Source organism: Leucobacter ruminantium, from assembly GCF_017565705.1.
Classification (GTDB): domain Bacteria; phylum Actinomycetota; class Actinomycetes; order Actinomycetales; family Microbacteriaceae; genus Leucobacter; species Leucobacter ruminantium.
Genome location: NZ_JAGDYL010000037.1, coordinates 1 through 19,195 on the forward strand (window position 1 = coordinate 1; position 19,195 = coordinate 19,195).

The following is a 19,195-nucleotide window of genomic DNA, read 5'->3' on the forward strand; positions in this document are numbered from 1 at the left end:
TGCTGTCGGCAGGCGAACCCGCAGGATCGCTCACCGAGGAGGGTGCCCGGCTGCTCGACCCGACGGGCGGCCTCGTCGCGGGCATCCCGATGTGCCCGCCCGAGGGCGACGCCGGCACCGGCATGGTCGCGACCGGATCGGTCGCGCCGCGCACGGGCAACGTGAGCGCCGGCACGAGCATCTTCGCGATGGTGGTGCTCGAGCGACCGCTGCGGCAGGTGCACCTCGAGATCGACGTCGTCGCGACCCCCGCGGGTGACCCCGTGGCGATGGTGCACTGCAACAACGGTGCGAACGAGCTCGGCGCGTGGGGATCCCTCTTCTCCCGTTTCGCCGAGAGCGTCGGCGCGCGGGTCGACGGCGACGCGGTCTTCGAGGCGCTGTTCCGCGAGGCGCTGGCGGGCGAGGCCGACGCCGGTGGCGTCGTCGCCTACAATCTGCTCGCGGGCGAGCCGGTGGTCGACGTCGCGGAGGGCCGCCCGCTCGTGGTGCGCTCGCCCGGCGCCGATTTCACCCTCGCGAACTTCATGCGCGCGCAGATCTACGGGGCCTTCGGCGCGCTCGCGCTCGGCATGCGCGTGCTCGACGAGGAGGGTGTGGAGGTCGATCGCATGCTCGCGCACGGCGGCGTGTTCCGCACCGCGGGCGTCGCGCAGCAGTTCCTCGCGGCCGCGCTCGACACCCCGGTGACGGTGGGGGAGACGGCGGCCGAGGGCGGGGCGTGGGGCATCGCCGTGCTCGCGGCGTACCTGAGCGCCGCAGACGAACTGCCGCTCGGCGACTACCTCGCCGAGCGCGTCTTCCGCGATGCGGAATTCGAGACGCGCAGCCCGGAGCCCGCCGACGTCACGGGCTATGCGCGCTTCCTCGAGCGCTACAGCGCTGTGCTCCCCGCGGTGCGCGCCGCGGCCGACGGCATCTGAGCGGTTCGCCCGCTCCCTGAGCCGGTCGAGGGGTGCGGGCGAACCGCTCCGCCCGCGAAGGCCTCGGGGTTGGCCGCCCCCCCCGCCGGCCCGTGCGGGGGCCCCCCCGCCCCGGGCGCCTGTCGAGGGGAGCGGGCGAACCGCTCAGCCCGCGAAGGCCTCGGTGATGGGGCGCAGCTTCGAAACGGTCTCTCCGAGCTCGTGCGCGGGGTCCGAGCCGTCGACGATGCCCCCGCCCGCGCTCGCCGTGATGGCGCGCGCGCCGGTCGCGGGGTCGGGGGCGCCGAGCTGCGCGCAGCGCAGCGCGATCACCCACTCGCCGTCGCCCGCGGCGTCGATCCATCCGACCGCGCCCGAGTAGCGGCCCCGGTCGAAGGGCTCCAGCTCGGAGATGAGCTCCACTGCGGCCGAGGTCGGGGTGCCGGCCACGGCGGCTGTCGGATGCAGGGCGCCCACGAGTTCGATCGCCGAGCTGCGCTCGTCGAGCGCGGCCCCGAGGTCGGTGGCGAGGTGCCACACGTTCGGCAGTCGCAGCGGGAAGGGATCCTCGCTCGTGCGCAGCTCCCGCACGTGCGGCGACAGGGCCGTGACCACGCTCTGCACGGCGAAGGCGTGCTCGTGCTGCTCCTTGGCGCTTGTCAGCAGCTCGTCGCGGGCGCGGGCGTCGCGCGCCGAGTCCTCCGCGTGGCGGGCGCGCGTTCCCGCGAGCACGCGCGCGGAGACGGCTCCTCCGGTGGAGCGGATGAGGGTCTCGGGGCTCGCGCCGATGAGCCCGTCGACCGCGAACGTCCAGCAGTCGAGGTAGCGATCCGCGAGCCGCCGCAGCGGGGTGCGCAGGTCGGCTCCGCGGGGCAGCTCGCCGCGCACCTGCCGCGCGAGCACGACCTTCTCGACGTCGCCGCGGCCGATGCGCTCCCCGGCGGCGCGCACCCCTTTCAAATAGGCGTCGACCGATGCGGTGTCCGGCTCGAACGCGGTGCCCGGCCACGCGCGCATCGGGCTCTGCTGCGGCTGAGGGATGGAGGGCGAGGGATCCCTTTCGGAATCATCGCCGAGCACCCGCACCTCGGTGATCCACGCGGAACCGCGGTGGCGCGCGACGAGCAGCCGCGGCACGATGAGCACGCTCTCGACCGAGCTGTCCGCCGCGAAGGCGAAGGCGCCGAGCGCGACGAGGCCGGTGCCCGGCAGGTCGACGGGGTCGTCGATCTCGGCCTCGGCCGCGATCTCGCGCCAGCGCGCGGCGGCGTCGCCGAAGCGGTTCGGTCCTGAGAAGGTGAGGCGCAGCGCCTCCCCGATGCCGACGCAACCGCGGTCGCCGCGCAACCACAGGAGCGGTTCATCGGGGTCGGCCAGCGCGACGAGGTCGGGCGCCTCCTCGAGTGCCCGGGTGGTGGCGCGCAGGCGCGGCACCACGGGATCGCTGTTCACCCGCTCCAATCTACTCGGTTCGCCGTCGCCCCTCCTGAGGGGTCGCGCACCGTCGTTCGGATCAGCACCATCGTTCGGACGGAAACCGCCGTTGCGATCCGAACGACGTGCCGGATCCGAGCGAGGGATCGCCGCCCCTGCGCACGGGGCGCCCAGCGCCGGCGGAGCGACGAACGGATAGCATGGTGGGGTGACCCGACCCGACACCACCACCAAGCATGCAAGCGATGTCTCCGCCATGTTCGATGAGGTGTCGCCCAGCTACGACCTCATCAACGACGTGCTGACGGTCGGCAACGACCGCCTGTGGCGCATCGCGACCACGCGGGCCGTCGACCCCCGGCCCGGCATGCGAATCCTCGACCTCGCGGCGGGCACCGGCACGTCCGCCGCCGCGCTCGCTGCGCACGGTGCGCGGGTGGTCGCGGCTGACTTCTCAGAGGGCATGCTCGCCGAGGGGCGGAGACGCCACGCGGACAACCCGCTGCTCGAGTTCGTGTGGGCGGACGCCACGGCGCTCCCGTTCGAAGACGACACCTTCGACGCCGCGACGATCTCGTACGGGCTGCGCAACGTGAACGACCCGCGCCTCGCGCTCGCCGAGATGCGCCGCGTGGTGCGGCCGGGCGGTCGCGTCGTGATCGCGGAGTTCTCCACGCCGCCGCTCGCGGCAATCCGCACGCCTTACCGCTGGTACGGCCGCCACGTGCTGCCGCGCGTCGCCGGTGCCATCAACCGCGGTGCTTCCGAGGCCTACCGCTACCTCAACGAGTCGATCGAGGCCTGGCCCGATCAGGACGAGCTGGCGCGCTGGATGCGCGAGGCCGGTTTCGAACGGGTGGCCTATCGCAACCTGACCTTCGGCATCGTGGCGCTGCACCGCGGCTTCGTGCCGCAGGGTCCCACGCCCGGGAAACCGGCCGAGACCGAGGCGGCCGAGACCGGGAAACCCGTCGAGACCGAACCGGCCGACGCAGAGCCCGCGGAACCGGACGTCCCGAGCACCGACAGCGCCGCTGAGACGAAGACCAGCGCAGACCCAGAGAGCGGAGACGCCCAGTGAGCCGACCTCTTGCCGAAGACACGGCGACCCAGGCGCTGCCGCTGAACCTCTTCCGCGGCGTGCAGGATCGGCGCCACGCGAAGCTGCTGCAGGAGCAGCTCGAGCTCATCGAGGCGGGGCTCGTGGAGCACCTCGGCTTCGCCTCGCCCGTGGCCGACGCGCCCGCGCGCTACCTCATGGAGGCCGGGGGCAAGCGCATCCGCCCGATGCTCACGCTGCTCACGAGCGAACTCGGCACGGGGCCGAACGAGCTGGTGCGCCGCGCGGCCCAGGCTGTCGAGATGACCCACCTCGCCTCGCTCTACCACGACGACGTCATGGACGACGCGCGGCTGCGACGCGGTGTGCCCGCGGCCCAGACCGTGTGGTCGAACTCGGTCGCGATCCTGGCGGGCGACCTGCTCTTCGCGCGGGCCTCGTCGCTCGTCTCTGGCATGGGCGAGGAGGCGATCCTGCTGCAGGCGCGCACCTTCGAGCGGCTCTGCCTGGGGCAGCTGCACGAGACGGTGGGGCCGCAGGAGGGCGACGAGCCGATCGCGCACTACATCCAGGTGCTCGCCGACAAGACCGGAGCCCTGATCGCGACCGCCGCTCGAATGGGCGTGATGTTCGGCGAGGCTCCCGCGGAGTACGCCGACCCCGTGACCGAGTACGGCGAGCGAATCGGCGTCGCCTTCCAACTCGTCGACGACGTCATCGACCTCTCCCCGAAGAAGGAGCAGACGGGCAAGCGCGCGGGCACCGACCTGCGCGCCGGCGTCGCCACGCTGCCGCTGCTGCTGCTGCGCGATCGCGCCGCGGCGGGGGACACTGCCGATGCCGAGCTGCTCGCGCGGATCGACGCGGGGGTCGCGGCCATCGGCGAGGGCGCCGACCCGGGTGTGCTCGATCCCGAGGTGGATGCGCTGCGCGCGCACGCCGTGACCCGCGAGACCGAGACGACGGCCCGGCGCTGGGCCGAGGACGCGAAGGCGGCGCTCGACGTGCTGCCCAAGTCGGCGGTGAAGCGCGGACTCGAGCGCATGGCCGATTCGATCGTGAACAGGGAAGGTTGAGAGCACCTACGATGAGCAAGATGCGACTGGCGATCGTCGGTGCCGGGCCCGCAGGGATCTACGCGGCCGACCTGCTGCTGAAGGCGGAGCGCGACTTCGATGTCGAGATCGACCTCTTCGAGCAGCTGCCCGCTCCCTACGGTCTCGTGCGCTACGGCGTCTCGCCCGATCACCCGCGTATCAAGGGCATCATCACGGCGCTGCGCGAGGTGCTCGACAGCGGCACCATCAACTTCTACGGCAACGTGCGCTACGGCCAGGACATCACGCTCGCCGACCTCAAGAAGCACTACCACGCGGTGATCTTCGCCACGGGGGCGATCCGCGACGCCGCGCTGAACATCCCGGGCATCGAGGCTGAGGGATCCTACGGCGCGGCCGACTTCGTGAGCTGGTTCGACGGCCATCCCGATGTGCCTCGCACGTGGCCGCTCGAGGCGCGCTCGGTGGGCGTCGTCGGCAACGGCAACGTGGCGCTCGACATCTCGCGCATGCTCATCAAGCACGCCGACGACCTGCTGCCGACCGAGATCCCCGATAACGTGTACGCGGGGCTCAAGGCGAACCCGATCGAGGAGCTGCACCTCTTCGGCCGCCGCGGGCCGAAGTACGTCAAGTTCACGCCGCTCGAGCTGCGCGAGCTCGGCGAGGTGCGCGACGTGGACATGGTGCTCGACGAGCGCGACTTCGACGTCGACGATCCCTATGCCGACGAGGTGCTCGCGAAGAACAAGCAGGTCGTCGTGATGACCCGCATCATGGACAAGTGGCGTGCCGAGCAGCGCACGCGCACCCTCGCAGCGGAGACGCGAAGCGTCGACGGCGAGGGTGGTGCCGCCACATCGGCACTCGATGAGCACCGGGCCTCGTCGCGCCGTCTGCACCTGCACTTCTGGTCGAAGCCCGTCGAGGTGGTCGTCGAGAACGGCCGTGTGGCGGGCCTGAAGGTCGAGCGCACCGCCCCCGATGGGCAGGGCGGAGTCGTCGACACGGGCGAGTTCGAGACGATCCCGGTGCAGTCGCTCTACCGTGCGGTGGGCTACTTCGGCTCGCCCCTCGACGAGATCCCCTTCGACGAGAGCCGCGGCGTGATCCCGAATGCGCAGGGACGCGTGCAGGATCTCGAGGGATCGCGGATCCCCGGCGTCTACGCGACCGGCTGGATCAAGCGCGGCCCGGTCGGCCTCATCGGGCACACGAAGAGCGACGCGATGGAGACGCTCGAGTGCCTCATGGAGGATCGCTCCTCCTGGTGGGATCCCGAGGAGCCCTCGGCCGAGGCGATCCCCGCGCTGCTGCACGAGCGCGGCGTGCCCTATACGACGATCGAGGGCTGGCACCGCCTCGACGAGCACGAGCTGGGGCTCGGCGAGGCGGAGGGGCGCACCCGGATCAAGGTGGTGCCGCGCGACGAGATGACGCGCGTCTCCCGCGGCGAGTGAGGCGGCGCCCTCAGCGCTCGAGGCCGACGAACATCTCGCGGCGCAGCGAGTCGACGTGCCTCCGGGTGACCGCGACGGCCGCGACCGGGTCGTGGGCGCGGAATGACGCGACGAGTGCGCGGTGGTCGTCGCGGCCCTCCTCGAGCTGCTCCTGGGGGTAGGGCACGAAGTACTTGAGCAGCGCCTCGTAGACGGAGAGATACGCGGGCACCTCGGGCAGGCCGCTCATCTCGGCGACGAGGCGATGGAATCGCGAATCCGGGACATGGTGCTCGAGCCAGTCGGCGGCCCGCTGCGAGCGCAGCACCAGCTCGTCGAGCTCATCGCACTGCTGGGGAGTGGCGCGCCGGGCCGCCTCATGGGCGATGGCGCTCTCCATGAGGCTGCGCTGATCGATGAGCCGGTGGATCGCGTGGCGGTCCGCCCGGTAGGCCGATACGGCGGAGTCCTGCAGCTGCGGCGGCGCGTCGGCCACGAAGGTGCCGCCGCCCCGACCCGGGCGGCGCACCAGCACGCCGTCCTCCACGAGACTCTCGAGCGCGCGCCTTGCGGTGATGGTGCTGACCTCGAGGCCCGACGCGATCAGCTCGGTGCGGGGGAGGCGGCTTCCCGGTGCGAGAAGCCCGTGCTCGACGGAGAGCAGGATGCGGGCGCGCACGGTTTCGACGGCGGAGAGCCTCGTCATCTCCGCCGCCCCGGGGGCGGAGAACAGCGTCAGGTGCACGTCGGCGGGTGCGGTCGCGCGTGTTTCCGGCATGGCTTGAGTCTAGCCAGAAGGGAACCTATACTGATCAAAATGATCATGATCAATATGATCAGTTTCAGCGTTGAGAGGACGTCGATGACGACAGCAGCACTCATGGTCGGGCTCGCGCAGCGAGCGCCCCTCCCCGTCGGATGCGGTCTCGACGCATTCAGGGCGGATGTCGCGAGGACTCTCGATCGGCACCCCGGCATCGAACTGCTCGTCTACCCCGAGATGCACCTGCACGACGCGGGACACCTGCCCGAAGACGAACGCGCCGCCGCCCTCGAAGCCGCCGCGGTGCCGCTCGACGGTCCCTTCGTGACCGAACTCGGCGCGATCGCCTCCGCGCACGGCATCTGGCTGATTCCCGGCAGCATCGGTGAGCGCGCCGAAGACGGCTACTACAACACCGAGTTGCTCTTCGATCCCTCGGGTGCGCTCCGCGCACGCTATCGCAAGATGTTCCCGTGGCGACCCTTCGAACCGCACCGGCCCGGCACCGAGTTCGTGGTCGCGGAACTGGAGGCGGGCGGTTCTTCCAACGACGCGGGACACGGATCGGTCGGCCTCTCCAACTGCTACGACGCGTGGTTCCCCGAGCACACGAGGCAGCTCGCGTGGCTCGGAGCGGACGCCGTGATCAACGTCGTCAAGACCACGAGCGAGGACCGCGAACAGGAGCTCGTGCTCGCCAGGGCAAACGCCATCGTCAATCAGGTGTACGTGTTCAGCGTCAACTGCGCTGCGCCCACGGGGCGGGGGCGCAGCATCGCCGTCGATCCCGAGGGCTGGGTGCTCGGCGAGGCCGGCCTCGGCGAGGACACCCTCGTGGTGCGCTACGACCCCGAACGCGTCGCCGGCGTGCGCCGCGCGGGCACGGCGGGCACTAACCGCCCGTGGGCGCAGTTCCAGCCGGGCGACGAGCCCGTCCCGCTGCCCCTGTACGGCGGCCGTATCGACCCCGAGCGCTGGGCGCCCGGATCCCTCGCCCGCTGACGCGCGGCCCCTTCAAACAACCCACCTATCGGAACAACGGAGTACCCATGTCCACATCCACCGCGGCCCCGCCGACCCTCAGCCGCACGCTGCGCCTCCCCTCGCTGGTCATCTTCGGCCTCGCCTACCTCACCCCGCTCATCGTTCTCGGCATCTTCGGGGTCATCGCCTCGGAGACCGGCGGCGCGAGCGCGAGCGCCTACCTCTTCGCGCTCATCGCGATGCTCTTCACCGCCAACAGCTACGGCCGCATGGCGGCGGCGTTCCCCGTCGCGGGCTCCGCCTACACCTACGTGCGTCGCACGATCGACGGGCGCATCGGCTTCCTCGTCGGCTGGGCGACGATGCTCGACTACCTCTTCCTGCCGATGGTGATCTGGCTGATCGGCGGCTCCTACCTGCAGGCGCAGTTCCCCGGCGTGCCCATGCCCGTCTGGATCCTCGGCTTCATCCTGATCACGACCGTGCTCAACATCATCGGCATCAAGGTCGCCGACCGCGTGAACCTCGTGCTCATGAGCTTCCAGATCCTCGTGATCGTGTTCTTCGTGGTGCTCTCCTTCGCGGACGTCGTGCGCGCCGACGGTGCGGGCGGACTCTTCAGCGCCACCCCCTTCACCGGCGTGGACGCCGGGATCGCGGGCATCGCGGGCGGCGCCGCCATCGCGGCGTACTCCTTCCTCGGCTTCGACGCGGTCACGACGCTGACCGAGGAGACGGTGGAGCCCCGCCGCACCGTGCCCCGCGCGATCATGCTCATCGCCCTCATCGGCGGCGGTATCTTCGTCGTGGTCTCGTACGCGGTGCAGCTCGTGCACCCCGGAGGGGTCTTCGAGAACTCGGACGCGGCCGCCTTCGAGATCGCGAACCGCATCGGCGGCGCCTTCTTCGGCGCGGTCTTCCTCGCCGCGCTTGTCATCGCGCAGTTCACCTCCGGCATCGCGGCGCAGGCGGCCGGCAGCCGACTGCTCTACGCGATGGGCCGCGACGGGGTGCTGCCGCGGGCCTTCTTCGGACGTTTGAACGCGCGCTTCCGCACCCCGGTGCTGAGCATCCTCGCCATCGCGGCGGTCGGCCTCATCGCGATCTTCATGGACGTCACGACCTCGACCTCGTTCATCAACTTCGGCGCCTTCCTCGCCTTCATCATGGTGAACCTCTCGGTGATCGTCCACTGGGCGCGCGAGCGCCGCGAGGGCCGAGCCCTGAGCCCGCTGCTCTACGTCGTCTGCCCGGCCATCGGCATGGTCGTCGTCGCATACCTGCTCGTCCAGCTCGACGTGAACGCGCTCACCCTGGGATCCATCTGGCTCGGCATCGGAGTCGTGATCCTGGCGATCACCACCCGCGGGTTCCGCAGGCAGCCACCCGAGCTGGCGCTCGACGAGGCGGAATAGGGATCGGGCGGGGCCCCGCCCCGCCCCACCACCCCCGGCCCGGGATCCGCTCACGACCATGGCGCCCGCCCCGCCACTCGCATACACTTCATAATGGGACGCCGTTCAAGTTCGTCGGGGATCGAACGCGGCGCCCGGTCTGAGGGGATCGATGTCGACGCTGCACCCGCGCTCCGAGCGCCACTCATCACCGGCACTCGCGTTGCGGGCGGCGTCCGGCGCGCTCGCGCTGCTCGTCGGCCTTGGCGCCCTGTTCGGAATCGCGGTTCCCGCGCAGGCGGCGCCGCCCGCAGCCTCGCACCACTCGTTCACCGTGCCCGCATCGGGACAGACGGTCGAGCTGACGGGTCTTGCAGCGGGATGCGAGATCACCGAGATCGGCTCGTCTGGCTCCGTGCAGACGCAGGTCTTCCCGCCGGCCTCGATCCGATTCTCCTCGACCGCGTCCATGCAGTACCCCTCGTACACCCAGACGGAGGAGGTCGCATATACGGTGCGGTGCGACGGCGAGCTCGTCCACGGGACGATCGACCTCATCCTGGTGCACAAGCCGTGGGTGTTTCCGATCCTCTCGAACGTGCTCACCGTCAAGCCGGGCGAGACCGTGACGACCGAGGTGACCGCACGAGGGTCGGGCTTCTCCCCGACAGGCGCGGCGAACGGCGGCAGCTACTCGGTGAAGGAACTCGGGCCGATCGCGGGCTCCGCCACCGTCGCGAACGACGGCACCGTCAGCTATACGGCGGCGCCGAACGCGACGCCCGGCAGCGCTGTGGTCTTCAACGTGGTCGCCACCGATGACTACGGGCAGACGGGCGAGATGTACGCTCCGTTCATCGTGCGGATCGCCGGCACCGCCGAGGCCGACACCTTCGACGTCGAGATCCCCTACCAGCGCTACGGCCCGGGCGTGCGGGTCGACATCCTGCCCGACCACGCCCGCGGGGTGAATCCGCGTGTGACGGCGGTCACCGCGAACCCGGGCAACGCGGCCGTCGCCTTCGACAGCTCTGGCGCGTTCTTCACGCCGACGCGGCCCTGGCAGACGAACGAGGAGACGGCCTATTCGTTCGCCGCGCCATACACGGTCGCCGACGACAATCCGGTGCCGGCGAACGCGCAGATCAACGTTCGGGTGCTGCGGCCGCCGCTGGTCTCGCTCGACGATTACCTCGTGCGCGTGGGGATCGGCGCGACGGCGACCTCGCAGGTCAAGGTGGCGAATGCCGCGGTGATCCCCTCCGGCGGCTACCGCATCGAACAGCAGCCGAGCTTCGGCTCCGCGACGATCGACGAGCAGGGCCTCGTGACCTTCTCCGCCCCGGCGGACGCCGAACCGGGCGATCGCGCGCTGATCCTCGTCTCGGTCACCGACCGCCTCGGACAGGAGCAGACCATCACGGTGCCCTTCGAGGTCTACGAGAGCGCGCAGGCCCCCGATCTCGCCGAGGAGCGGGGCGACGCCCCGTTCTCACTCGACCTGCTCGCGGGCGCGTCCGGCGAGGGCAAGGCACTGACCGAAGCGACCCTGGTGTCGGGCGACGCGACGGTGACTCCGGATCTCGCCGCGGGCACGGTCGAGGTCGCGCCGACGCACTCCTGGGCGGAGGGAGAGGGCTCCCACCGGATCGTGCTCGAATACACCGTGCAGGATGCACGGGGAGCGACCGACACCGGTGCGGTCGCCGTCGACGTGCTCGCGGCACCGCGGTTCGCGCACACGGCCCCCGAAGACCTGTCGAAGACCGCGGAAGTCGGCGACACCGTGGAGTTCTCGGCCGAGGTGCTCGCGCCGCAGAATCTCCCGGCGAGCGGTGCCTACGCCGTGACGGCGCAGCCGGGTCTCGCCGCGGCGACACCGGCTCTTGCGCTCCTGGCGGCGCCCGGTTCCCGCGCCGCGGTGGACGGCGCGGGGCTCGTCTCGGTCGATACCGCGGGCCTCGCCCCCGGCCGATACGAGTTCGTCGTGCGGGTGGCTGACAGAGTCGGGCAGAGCGCCGAGCAGACCTTCGCGCTCACCCTCGGCGCAACTCCTGCTCAGTCCGGCGGGCAGCAGCCGCGCGGGCACGGCGTCCCCGCGCTCCCGCGCACGGGCGGGGACGGAGGCGCGGCGGCAGTCGCAGCCGCTCTCCTGATCGTCTCGGCGGCCGGCCTCATCGGATTCCGACGGCGCGCTTCCTAGGTCAGCGCCTCCGCGAGTGCCGTGAGCGTCTCGCTCGTGCCGCCCTCGACGCGCAGGCGCAGCGAGGGGCGGCCGTCGATCGCCGTCGGTCCGCGGTTGATGACGGCGAGAGGGATCCCTCGCCGCTCCGCGAGGTTCACGAGCCGGATGCCGGTGTTGACCGCGAGCGAGGTTCCCGCGAGGAGCAGCGCGCCCGCGCGCTCGACGAGCGATGCGGCCCCGGCGAACACGGCCTTCGGCACGAGCTCGCCGAAGTAGACCACGTCGGGGCGGAGGATGCCGCCGCAGATGGGACACGCGGGCGCCTCAACGCGGGAGACCTCCTCGACCAGTGCGTCGCCGTCGGGAGCGATCTCGGCTCCCGCGTTCCGTTCGGCGAAGCCCGGGTTCAGCGCATCGAAGCGCTCGAGCACCTCGGCCCGACTCCAGCGCCGGTCGCAGTCGACGCAGCGGATCGTGCCGCCGTTCCCGTGCAACTCGACGACGCGCCGCGAACCCGCCCGCAGGTGCAGGCCGTCGACGTTCTGGGTGATGACGCCCTCGGTCAGCCCCGACGCCTCCAGGCGCGCCAGCGCGCGGTGCCCGGCGTTCGGCTCGATGCCGGTGAGCCGCATCGAGCCGACGCGCGCCCCGGCCCAGAACCTGCGGCGATAGGCCTCGTCCTCCATGAACTGGTGGATCCGCATCGGGCGGCGCGGCGGGGATCCCTCGCCGCGGTAGTCGGGGATGCCCGAATCCGTGCTGAGGCCCGCGCCGGTCAGCACGGCGACCGGGGCGCCGTCGAAGAGCTCGGCGAGCGCCTCGACCTCGGGCGCTGAGATGCGCGGTGACGGCACGACCCCTCCTGATCCTCGCGTGACGCGGCTGCACCCTGAACAATGCGCGGGCGCTGCGATGTATTCCCGGCGGGCCGGCGGGCGGGCGACCGACGGCGGAGCGGCGGGTGCGGGCGAGGGGCCCGGACCGAGCCGAGTAGGATCGAGACCATGACGACCGCTCGCGAACAGCTCATCGAACTCATCAAGACCGAGGCCGTCTTCCACGGCGACTTCACGCTCACGAGCGGCAAGAAGGCGACCTACTACATCGACCTCCGCAAGCTCTCCCTCGACCACCGCGCGGCCCCGCTCATCGGGCAGGTCATGCTCGACCTCATCGACGACGTCGACGGAGTGGTCGCGGTCGGCGGCCTCACGATGGGCGCCGACCCGATCGCGTCGGCGATCATGCACCAGGGCGTCGCGCGCGGCAAGGTCTACGACTCGTTCGTCGTGCGCAAGGAGCCGAAGGACCACGGCCGCGGCCGCCAGGTCGAAGGCCCCGACCTCTCGGGCAAGCGCGTCATCGTCGTGGAGGACACCTCGACGACGGGCGGGTCGCCGCTCAAGGCGATCGAGGCACTCGAGAAGGTCGGCGCCGAGATCGCGGGCGTCGCCGTCGTGGTCGACCGTCAGGCCCCGGCGAAGGAGCGCATCGAGTCGGCCGGATACGAGTACCGCTACGCGATCGGACTCGACGACCTGGGCCTCGATCCGCAGTGAGCCCCCAGGTCTCCCGCCCCGGGGTCGTCCCGCTTCTCCTGATCGGCGTCGCCGGGGGTGTGCTCTCGGGCCTCTTCGGCATCGGCGGCGGCACCATCATCGTGCCTGCGCTCGCCCTGTGGCTGGGCCTGCCGCAGAAGCTCGCAGCCGGAACCTCCGTCGCCGCGATCCTGCCCACGGCGGTGGTCGGCGCCACCACCTACGCGGTGCAGGGCCACGTCGACTGGATCGCCGCGATCTGCCTCGCGATCGGCATGATCGCGGGGGCCCAGCTCGGCAGTCTCCTGCTCGCGAAGCTGCCGGTCGGGCCGATCCAGTGGGGCTTCATGGTCTTCCTCGCCGTCGTGATCGTGAGCCTGTGGTTCGTGGTGCCGCAGCGCGGCGACGAGATCGCGATGGGCCCGCTGCCGGTCGCGCTGCTCGTAGCGACCGGATTCGTCACCGGCGTGCTCTCGGGGCTGCTCGGCGTCGGCGGGGGCGTCGTCGTGGTGCCCGTGCTGATGTTCTTCTTCGGGGCCGACGACCTCGTCGCGAAGGGCACCTCGCTGCTGATGATGATCCCGGGATCCCTGTCGGGAACGCTCGGCAACCTCCGCCGCGACAACGTCGATCTCAGAGCTGCGGCACTCGTCGGCCTCGCGGCCTGCGTCTGCGTGCCGCTCGGTTCGCTGCTCGCGCAGTGGGTCGATCCCTTCTGGGGCAACGTCGCGTTCTCGCTCTACCTGGCCTTCATCCTCGGGCAGATGCTCGTGCGGAAGCTGCGCGGCAGGGCTCGATAGGCGAGGGATCCCGCCGCGCGGCGCCCGGGCGCCCCTACTTGAGATCGCCCGCAGCCGAGGCCTTCTGGGAGAAGTAGACCGGGATCAGCGAGAGCAGGATCATCACCGTGGCGATCACGTTCACCTGGTTCACCTCGTTGGGACGCGCCATCTGGTTCATGATCCACAGCGGCAGAGTCTCGACCCCGGGCGGAGCGGTGAAGATCGTCACGACGATCTCGTCGAACGACAGGGCGAACGCGAGCAGGCCGCCGGCGATGAAGGCACTGCGGAACTGCGGGAAGGTCACGAGCCGGAACGTCTGGCCGATGCCGGCCCCGAGGTCCATGGATGCCTCCTCGAGGTTCGGGTTCATGCGGCGCAGACGCGCGATGACGTTGTTGAACACCATCACCACGCAGAAGGTGGCGTGCGCGATGATCATGCCCCAGTAGCCCACGTGGATGCCCATGGGCTTGAGCACCTGGTGGAAGGTGTTCGACAGCGCGACGCCGGTGACGATGCCCGGCAGCGTGATCGGCAGCACGATCAGCAGGTTGACGGTGTTCTGACCGAAGAATCGGAAGCGCTGCAGCGCGAAGGCCGCGAGCGTGCCGAGCACGAGCGCGAACGCGGTGGCGACGCCGGCGACGACGACGGAGTTCAGCAGCGCCGCGTGCACGGCCGGGTTGGTGAGGGCCTTCCCCCACCATTCGAGCGAGAAGCCGGGGATCGGCCAGCCGGCGACCCTGCCGGAGTTGAACGAGTTCATGACGATCACGAAGAGCGGGATGTACATGAACCCCAGCACGATGACGGTGATGGCGGCCAGCGCGATCCTGGCGCCGCGGTTGAGGCGAAGCATGATGATTCTCCGGGTTCCGGGAGGCCGGGGCCTACAGGTTGTCCAGCGCGCCGGTGCGGCGCACCGCGGCGAGGTAGATGACCACGAGCACGATCGGCACGACCGAGAAGGCGGCCGCGAGCGGCGGGTTGAGGTTGATGTTCTGGGCGATGATGCTGCCGATCATCTGCGTGTTCGAACCGCCCACGTACATCGCGGCGATGTAGTCGCCGAGGCTGAGCGAGAAGGTGAAGATCGAACCCGCGACGAGCGAGGGCAGCAGCAGCGGGGCCACGACCGTGCGGATGGTGCGGAAGCCCCGCGCACCGAGGTCGGATGAGGCGTCGAACAGGTTCGCGGGGATCTGGGCGACGGCGGCGTAGACCGGGATCGCCATGTAGGGGAACCAGAGGTAGACGAGCGTGAGGATCGTCGCCGCCACCCCGAAGCCCGGGCCCTTGATGCCGAACGCCGAGAGCGACCAGTTGAAGAAGCCCTCCTCCGTCCACACGAGGCGCATGCCGATGATCTTCACGAGATAGCCCGCCCACAGCGGCAGCGTGACGAGCACGGCGAGCACGGCCCGAAGCCTGGGGCCCGCGACCTTCGACATGAACACCGCGAGCGGCACGGAGAACACCGCGCAGATGGCGGTGACGGCGACCGCGATGCCGAGGGTGCGCAGGGCGGTCGATACGAAGGCGGGCACGGTGAGGATCTGCTCGAAGTTGTCGAGCGTGAAGCCGGGCTTGACTCTGGAGGTGAAGGGGTCCGTCGTCCAGAAGGCGGTGACGAGCAGCAGCGCGAGCGACAGGATGTAGACGCCGATGAGCCAGGCCATCGGCAGGGTCAGCAGCGAGGCGAGGCGCCCCCTGGGGTGCCGGTAGAGCGCGGTGGAGAGCGGCTTGGGTCGGCGTTCGAGAACGGTCTTGGTGCTCACGATGGTTCCTCGCTGACGGTGTGTGCGGAATGGGAGGTGAGGGATCGGGACGGCAGCAGGTGCGACGCCGCTGATCGCGCGAGCGAAGCGAGTCGAAATCCGGGTTCGCGGGTCGGGTTTCGACTCGCTTCGCTCAATCAGCGGTGCGGGAGGGCGTCAGCCCTTCACCGTCGCCCAGGCGGCGGTCCAGTCCTGGTAGTTGGTGCACTGCACGTCCTTGCGGCCGTCGAGGCACTGGTCGATCGGCGTGGTCCAGAACCACACCTTCTTGTAGTACTCCTCGTCGGTGGCGTTGTAGTAGTCGCAGTGCGCCTTCGCCTCGTCGCTCGTGTCGCAGAACGCCCCGTTCGCGGGAGCCATGCCGAAGTTCATGGCGATCTGGCCGTTCACCTCGGGCGAGCTCGTGTAGTCCATCCAGGCGTAGCCGCAGTTGGGGTGCTTCGCGTCGGCGGCGAGCATCCACGCGTCGGACCAGCCGGTCGATCCCTCCTCGGGGAGCACGCTCTTGAACTTCTCATCCTGAGTGGCCTTGCGCAGCACCTCCCACGATGTGCCGACCACCGAGTTGCCGCCGGTGAACGAGGTCACGTTCGTGGCGGGCGACCAGTACTCCGAGACCATCTTGTTCTGCTGCTTCATCAGATCGGTCGCGGCGGCGAGCTGCTCCTCGTCGAGCGCGTAGGGGTTCTCGATGCCGAGCTCCGGCTGCGTCGCCATGAGGTAGATCGCGGCGTCGGCGATGTAGATCGGGCTGTCGTATGCGGCGATCTTGCCGGCGTAGGGGCTGTCGGCCTCCCACACGACATCCCAGCTCGTGGGCTCCTCGGTGACGACCTCGCTGTTGTACTCGAGGATGTTCGCGCCGCGCCCGATCGGAATGCCGTAGACGTTGCCGTTGAGGGTGTCGTAGAGCTGGCCCTTCATCCCCTCGACGATGTCGTCGCCGAAGTTGGGGATGAGGTCGGTGTTGAGCGGCTGCACGTTGCCGTCGACGATGAGCCGCAGGCTGGCGTCGCCCGACGCCGAGACGAGGTCGTACTCGCCCGTTCGCATGAGCTGCACCGCCTCGTCGCTGGTGGCGAAGATCTTGCGGTTGACCTCGCACCCGGTGTCCGCGGTGAACTGGTCGGTCCAAGCGGGCTCGACGAAGCCCGACCAGGCGAGGATGTTGACCTCGTTCTCGTTGTCGCCGAGCTTCTCCATCATGGGCACATCGGGCACGTCGATCTGCAGGCCGCCGGCCTCGGCGGTCTCGCCGCCGTCGCCGCCTGCGCAGCCGGAGAGCGCGAGGCCCACGGCGGCCGCGAGGGCCACGGGGGCGATCAGTTTCTTGTTCATCGTTACTCCTTCGTCGATGCTCTGGGAATTGGGTCTGGGGGGTGAGGGATCCGGTCGCTTCACGTCGCGGCGGCCGCCTGCGCGGCCGCAGGCGCGGGTTCGGAGGCCGCGACGGCGACGGCGTGATCCCTCGCGAATCGCAGGCTGACCGCGTCGCCCCGGTTCACGGCGGGAGCGGTGGTCGGGGTGTGGCTGTTCTGCCGCTCGGAGATGAAGCGCACGCCGTGCTCGGTCTCGACGAGGTAGCGGGTGTGGGCGCCTGCATAGACGGCCTCCACCACGCTGCCGGGGATCGCGACGACGCCCGGTTCGAGCGGGGCGGTCGGATCGACGAGCTGCACGCGTTCGGGGCGGACGCTGTACGGAGCGGGGTCGCCGAGGAGCCGCTCGGCGGCCTCGCCGCTCAGCAGGTTGGTGACGCCGAGGAACCCGGCGACGAATTCGGTCTGGGGGAACTCGTAGACCTCGCGCGGACTGCCGACCTGTTCGATCTTGCCGTCGTTGAAGACCGCGACGCGGTCGGAGAGCGTGAGCGCCTCCTCCTGGTCGTGGGTGACGAAGACGAAGGTGATGCCGACCTCGCGCTGGATCTGCTTGAGCTCGAACTGCATCTGCTCGCGCAGCTGCTTGTCGAGGGCTCCGAGCGGCTCGTCGAGCAGCAGCACCTTGGGGCGCAGGATGAGGGCGCGCGCGAGCGCGATGCGCTGGCGCTGGCCGCCCGAGAGCTGGGAGGGGCGACGGTCGGCGACGTGGGAGAGGCGCACCTGCTCGAGCGCCTCGCCGACGAGGCGGCTGCGCTCGGCCTTCGAGAGGCCGCGCACCTTGAGGCCGTAGGCGACGTTCTCCGCGATCGTGAGGTGGGGGAAGAGCGCGTAGTCCTGGAACACGGTGTTGACCTCGCGGTCGAACGGCGCCGCATCCGTGACATCGGTGCCGTGCAGCAGGATGCGACCCGAGGTCGGCTGCTCGAACCCGGCGATCATGCGCAGCACCGTGGTCTTGCCAGACCCCGAGGGGCCGAGCATGGAGAAGAACTCTCCCGCCGCGATCTCGATGTCGAGATCCTTCACCGCGACGAGATCGCCGAACTGCTTGTGCACGCCCTGGACGGAGACGGCGGACGATCCGGTCTCGGCGGGGAAGGTGTTCTGGCGCATGATGCCGTTGCTCCTCAACATCGTTGTCGATCGGGCCCGTGTGGGCGACTGCTTTGAACCATAACATATGTTGTTATATGTTTTGGCTTCGGATCAGTGTCGGGCACATCACGTTTCGGTCACATTCGATGGGAGGTCGCGAGGAGAGGTGTGCCGTAGCGAGGATGTGCTCAGCGGATTTCTGGCAAGGCAGAGGAGGAGCGTCTTTGCTGGATTGTAAAGTCGACGACGATAACCAGCCAGAAATCCGCTGAGTGCACCGCAGTAGGCTCACCTCTCGGGTCTGATGCAGGAACTGGTGACATCAAACATGGCTAGCCGAGAGGGCTGGCCTGGAAGGATGTCATCATGCCCAAGCCGTTCCCCAAGGAGTTCCGCGACGACGTCGTCCGGGTCGCGCAGAACCGCGACCCAGACGTCTCCCTCGCGCAGATCGCGAAGGACTTCGGCGTCCATGTCGGAACTCTCGACAAGTGGATGCGTCAAGCCCGCATCGAAGCCGGCGAACAGCCGGGTGAGACGAAGCAGGATTCCGCCGAGCTGCGCGAGCTCCGTAAGCGCAATCGCCTCCTCGAGCAGGAGGTCGAGGTGCTGCGTCGCGCGACCGCGTATCTGTCCCAGGCTCATCTGCCGGGAAAATGATGTACCCGCTCGTGAGCGAGCTCGCCGCCGACGGAATCCCTGTCGTGGTGTCGTGCCGGGTCTTGAAGCTCGCTCGCCAGCCCTACTACCGCTGGCTACGTGATCCTGTGACAAGCCGGGAGCTCGAGGAGGCGTATCGGGCGAACGCGCTGTTCGACGCGCACCGCGACGACCCGGAGTTCGGGTATCGGCTCCTCGCCGACGAGGCCCGCGAGGAGGGCCAGGCGATGTCGGATCGGACCGCGTGGCGGATCGCATCATCGAATGGCTGGTGGAGTGTGTTCGGGAAGAAGCGGAGCAAGAACGGCAAGAAGCCTGGCCCCGCCGTTCACGACGATCTCTGCGTCGTCATCGACGAGCACGGGCGTGAGCGTCACCGGTTCGTGGCGTCCCGGCCGAACCAGCTCTGGCTGACCGACATTACGGAACACAAAACGAGCGAAGGTCGGCTCTATCTTTGCGCGGTCAAAGACGCCTTCAGCGGTCGGATCGTGGGTTACTCGATCGACTCGAGAATGAAGGCATCACTCGCGGTCCGAGCTGTCCGCAACGCCGTCCGGATGCGCGGAAACGTGAACGGCTGTATCGTCCATTCAGACAGAGGATCGCAAGGTGGATTCAATCGGTTGTCGCAACACCCCAAGCGCGGAGGTGTGGAATGGTGCGAAGACAACGGGACGCAGATCGAGCAGTTCGTCCGAAACTCAGGTCGCCGGGGCACCCGAAATATCAGCGACC

17 protein-coding genes and 1 pseudogene are annotated in these 19,195 nt (G+C 69.8%); 11 read left to right on the forward strand and 7 right to left on the reverse strand.

All coding sequences use genetic code 11. The features are described from left to right. Nucleotides 1-923: FGGY-family carbohydrate kinase (locus J4H91_RS14395; RefSeq protein WP_243753024.1), on the forward strand; the 923-nt coding region annotated here is incomplete at its 5' end. A 144-nt stretch (nucleotides 924-1,067) separates the two neighbouring features. On the opposite strand, the gene J4H91_RS14400 is transcribed toward J4H91_RS14395, so the two are convergent. Next, nucleotides 1,068-2,354: an isochorismate synthase gene (locus tag J4H91_RS14400; protein WP_341783564.1), complete on the reverse strand. Its 1,287-nt coding sequence runs from the start codon at nucleotides 2,352-2,354 to the stop codon at nucleotides 1,068-1,070. A gap of 190 nt (nucleotides 2,355-2,544) precedes the next feature. Between J4H91_RS14400 and J4H91_RS14405 the strand changes: the two genes are divergently transcribed. The 3 genes from J4H91_RS14405 to J4H91_RS14415 are packed head-to-tail and all read left to right on the forward strand — an operon-like array spanning nucleotide 2,545 to nucleotide 5,914. Continuing rightward, on the forward strand, nucleotides 2,545-3,417 hold the full coding sequence (locus J4H91_RS14405) for a ubiquinone/menaquinone biosynthesis methyltransferase (protein ID WP_208046948.1): 873 nt from the start codon (nucleotides 2,545-2,547) through the stop codon (nucleotides 3,415-3,417). Next, nucleotides 3,414-4,472 (forward strand): polyprenyl synthetase family protein, encoded by a 1,059-nt coding sequence (locus J4H91_RS14410; protein WP_208046949.1) that lies wholly within the window; start codon nucleotides 3,414-3,416, stop codon nucleotides 4,470-4,472. Before J4H91_RS14405 ends, J4H91_RS14410 begins: the two co-directional genes overlap by 4 nt. 11 nt (nucleotides 4,473-4,483) lie before the next feature. Next, on the forward strand, nucleotides 4,484-5,914 hold the full coding sequence (locus J4H91_RS14415) for an FAD-dependent oxidoreductase (RefSeq protein WP_208046950.1): 1,431 nt from the start codon (nucleotides 4,484-4,486) through the stop codon (nucleotides 5,912-5,914). 10 nt (nucleotides 5,915-5,924) lie between these two features. Here the strand turns inward: J4H91_RS14415 and J4H91_RS14420 are convergent, their stop codons facing one another. After that, nucleotides 5,925-6,671, reverse strand: coding sequence for a FadR/GntR family transcriptional regulator (locus tag J4H91_RS14420; protein ID WP_208046951.1), 747 nt, complete (start codon nucleotides 6,669-6,671; stop codon nucleotides 5,925-5,927). An 84-nt stretch (nucleotides 6,672-6,755) separates the two neighbouring features. On the opposite strand from J4H91_RS14420, the gene J4H91_RS14425 reads away from it, so the two are divergent. The 3 genes from J4H91_RS14425 (at nucleotide 6,756) to J4H91_RS14435 (ending at nucleotide 11,237) form a co-directional block, all read left to right on the forward strand. Further along, nucleotides 6,756-7,658, forward strand: coding sequence for a carbon-nitrogen hydrolase family protein (locus J4H91_RS14425; protein ID WP_243753025.1), 903 nt, complete (start codon nucleotides 6,756-6,758; stop codon nucleotides 7,656-7,658). A gap of 47 nt (nucleotides 7,659-7,705) precedes the next feature. Further along, nucleotides 7,706-9,055, forward strand: a complete 1,350-nt coding sequence (locus J4H91_RS14430; RefSeq protein ID WP_208046952.1) for an APC family permease — start codon at nucleotides 7,706-7,708, stop codon at nucleotides 9,053-9,055. A gap of 151 nt (nucleotides 9,056-9,206) precedes the next feature. Then, complete coding sequence (locus J4H91_RS14435) at nucleotides 9,207-11,237, forward strand: LPXTG cell wall anchor domain-containing protein (RefSeq protein ID WP_208046953.1); 2,031 nt, start codon at nucleotides 9,207-9,209, stop codon at nucleotides 11,235-11,237. Here the strand turns inward: J4H91_RS14435 and J4H91_RS14440 are convergent. After that, a complete protein-coding gene (locus J4H91_RS14440) occupies nucleotides 11,234-12,073 on the reverse strand; it encodes a Sir2 family NAD-dependent protein deacetylase (protein WP_208046954.1) in 840 nt (279 codons plus the stop codon). The two genes, J4H91_RS14435 and J4H91_RS14440, sit on opposite strands and share 4 nt — an antisense overlap. A gap of 150 nt (nucleotides 12,074-12,223) precedes the next feature. Between J4H91_RS14440 and pyrE the strand changes: the two genes are divergently transcribed. Next, nucleotides 12,224-12,778 carry an orotate phosphoribosyltransferase gene (gene pyrE, locus J4H91_RS14445; protein WP_208046955.1) on the forward strand — a complete coding sequence of 185 codons (555 nt, stop codon included), beginning with the start codon at nucleotides 12,224-12,226 and terminating at the stop codon, nucleotides 12,776-12,778. Next, the gene (locus tag J4H91_RS14450) at nucleotides 12,775-13,557 is read left to right on the forward strand and encodes a TSUP family transporter (RefSeq protein WP_208046956.1); all 783 of its coding nucleotides are present in this window, start codon (nucleotides 12,775-12,777) and stop codon (nucleotides 13,555-13,557) included. Before pyrE ends, J4H91_RS14450 begins: the two co-directional genes overlap by 4 nt. Nucleotides 13,558-13,591: 34 nt before the next feature. Here the strand turns inward: J4H91_RS14450 and J4H91_RS14455 are convergent, their stop codons facing one another. The 4 genes from J4H91_RS14455 to J4H91_RS14470 form a co-directional block, all read right to left on the reverse strand. Continuing rightward, a complete protein-coding gene (locus tag J4H91_RS14455) occupies nucleotides 13,592-14,401 on the reverse strand; it encodes an ABC transporter permease (RefSeq protein WP_208046957.1) in 810 nt (269 codons plus the stop codon). Nucleotides 14,402-14,432: 31 nt separating this feature from the next. After that, the gene (locus J4H91_RS14460; protein WP_208046958.1) at nucleotides 14,433-15,320 is read right to left on the reverse strand and encodes an ABC transporter permease subunit; all 888 of its coding nucleotides are present in this window, start codon (nucleotides 15,318-15,320) and stop codon (nucleotides 14,433-14,435) included. Between the two features lie 156 nt (nucleotides 15,321-15,476). Beyond that, on the reverse strand, nucleotides 15,477-16,658 hold the full coding sequence (locus tag J4H91_RS14465) for an extracellular solute-binding protein (RefSeq protein ID WP_208046959.1): 1,182 nt from the start codon (nucleotides 16,656-16,658) through the stop codon (nucleotides 15,477-15,479). A gap of 59 nt (nucleotides 16,659-16,717) precedes the next feature. Then, on the reverse strand, nucleotides 16,718-17,815 hold the full coding sequence (locus J4H91_RS14470) for an ABC transporter ATP-binding protein (protein ID WP_208046960.1): 1,098 nt from the start codon (nucleotides 17,813-17,815) through the stop codon (nucleotides 16,718-16,720). Between the two features lie 348 nt (nucleotides 17,816-18,163). Here J4H91_RS14470 and J4H91_RS14475 point away from each other — a divergent pair, with 348 nt between their 5' ends. Both J4H91_RS14475 and J4H91_RS16010 read left to right on the forward strand, forming a co-directional pair. Continuing rightward, entirely contained in the window at nucleotides 18,164-18,457 is a 294-nt protein-coding gene (locus J4H91_RS14475; protein WP_208046961.1) for a transposase, read from the forward strand. A gap of 227 nt (nucleotides 18,458-18,684) precedes the next feature. Next, a pseudogene (locus J4H91_RS16010) lies at nucleotides 18,685-19,023 on the forward strand (DDE-type integrase/transposase/recombinase); the annotation flags it as partial. Between the last annotated feature and the right edge of the window lie 172 nt (nucleotides 19,024-19,195).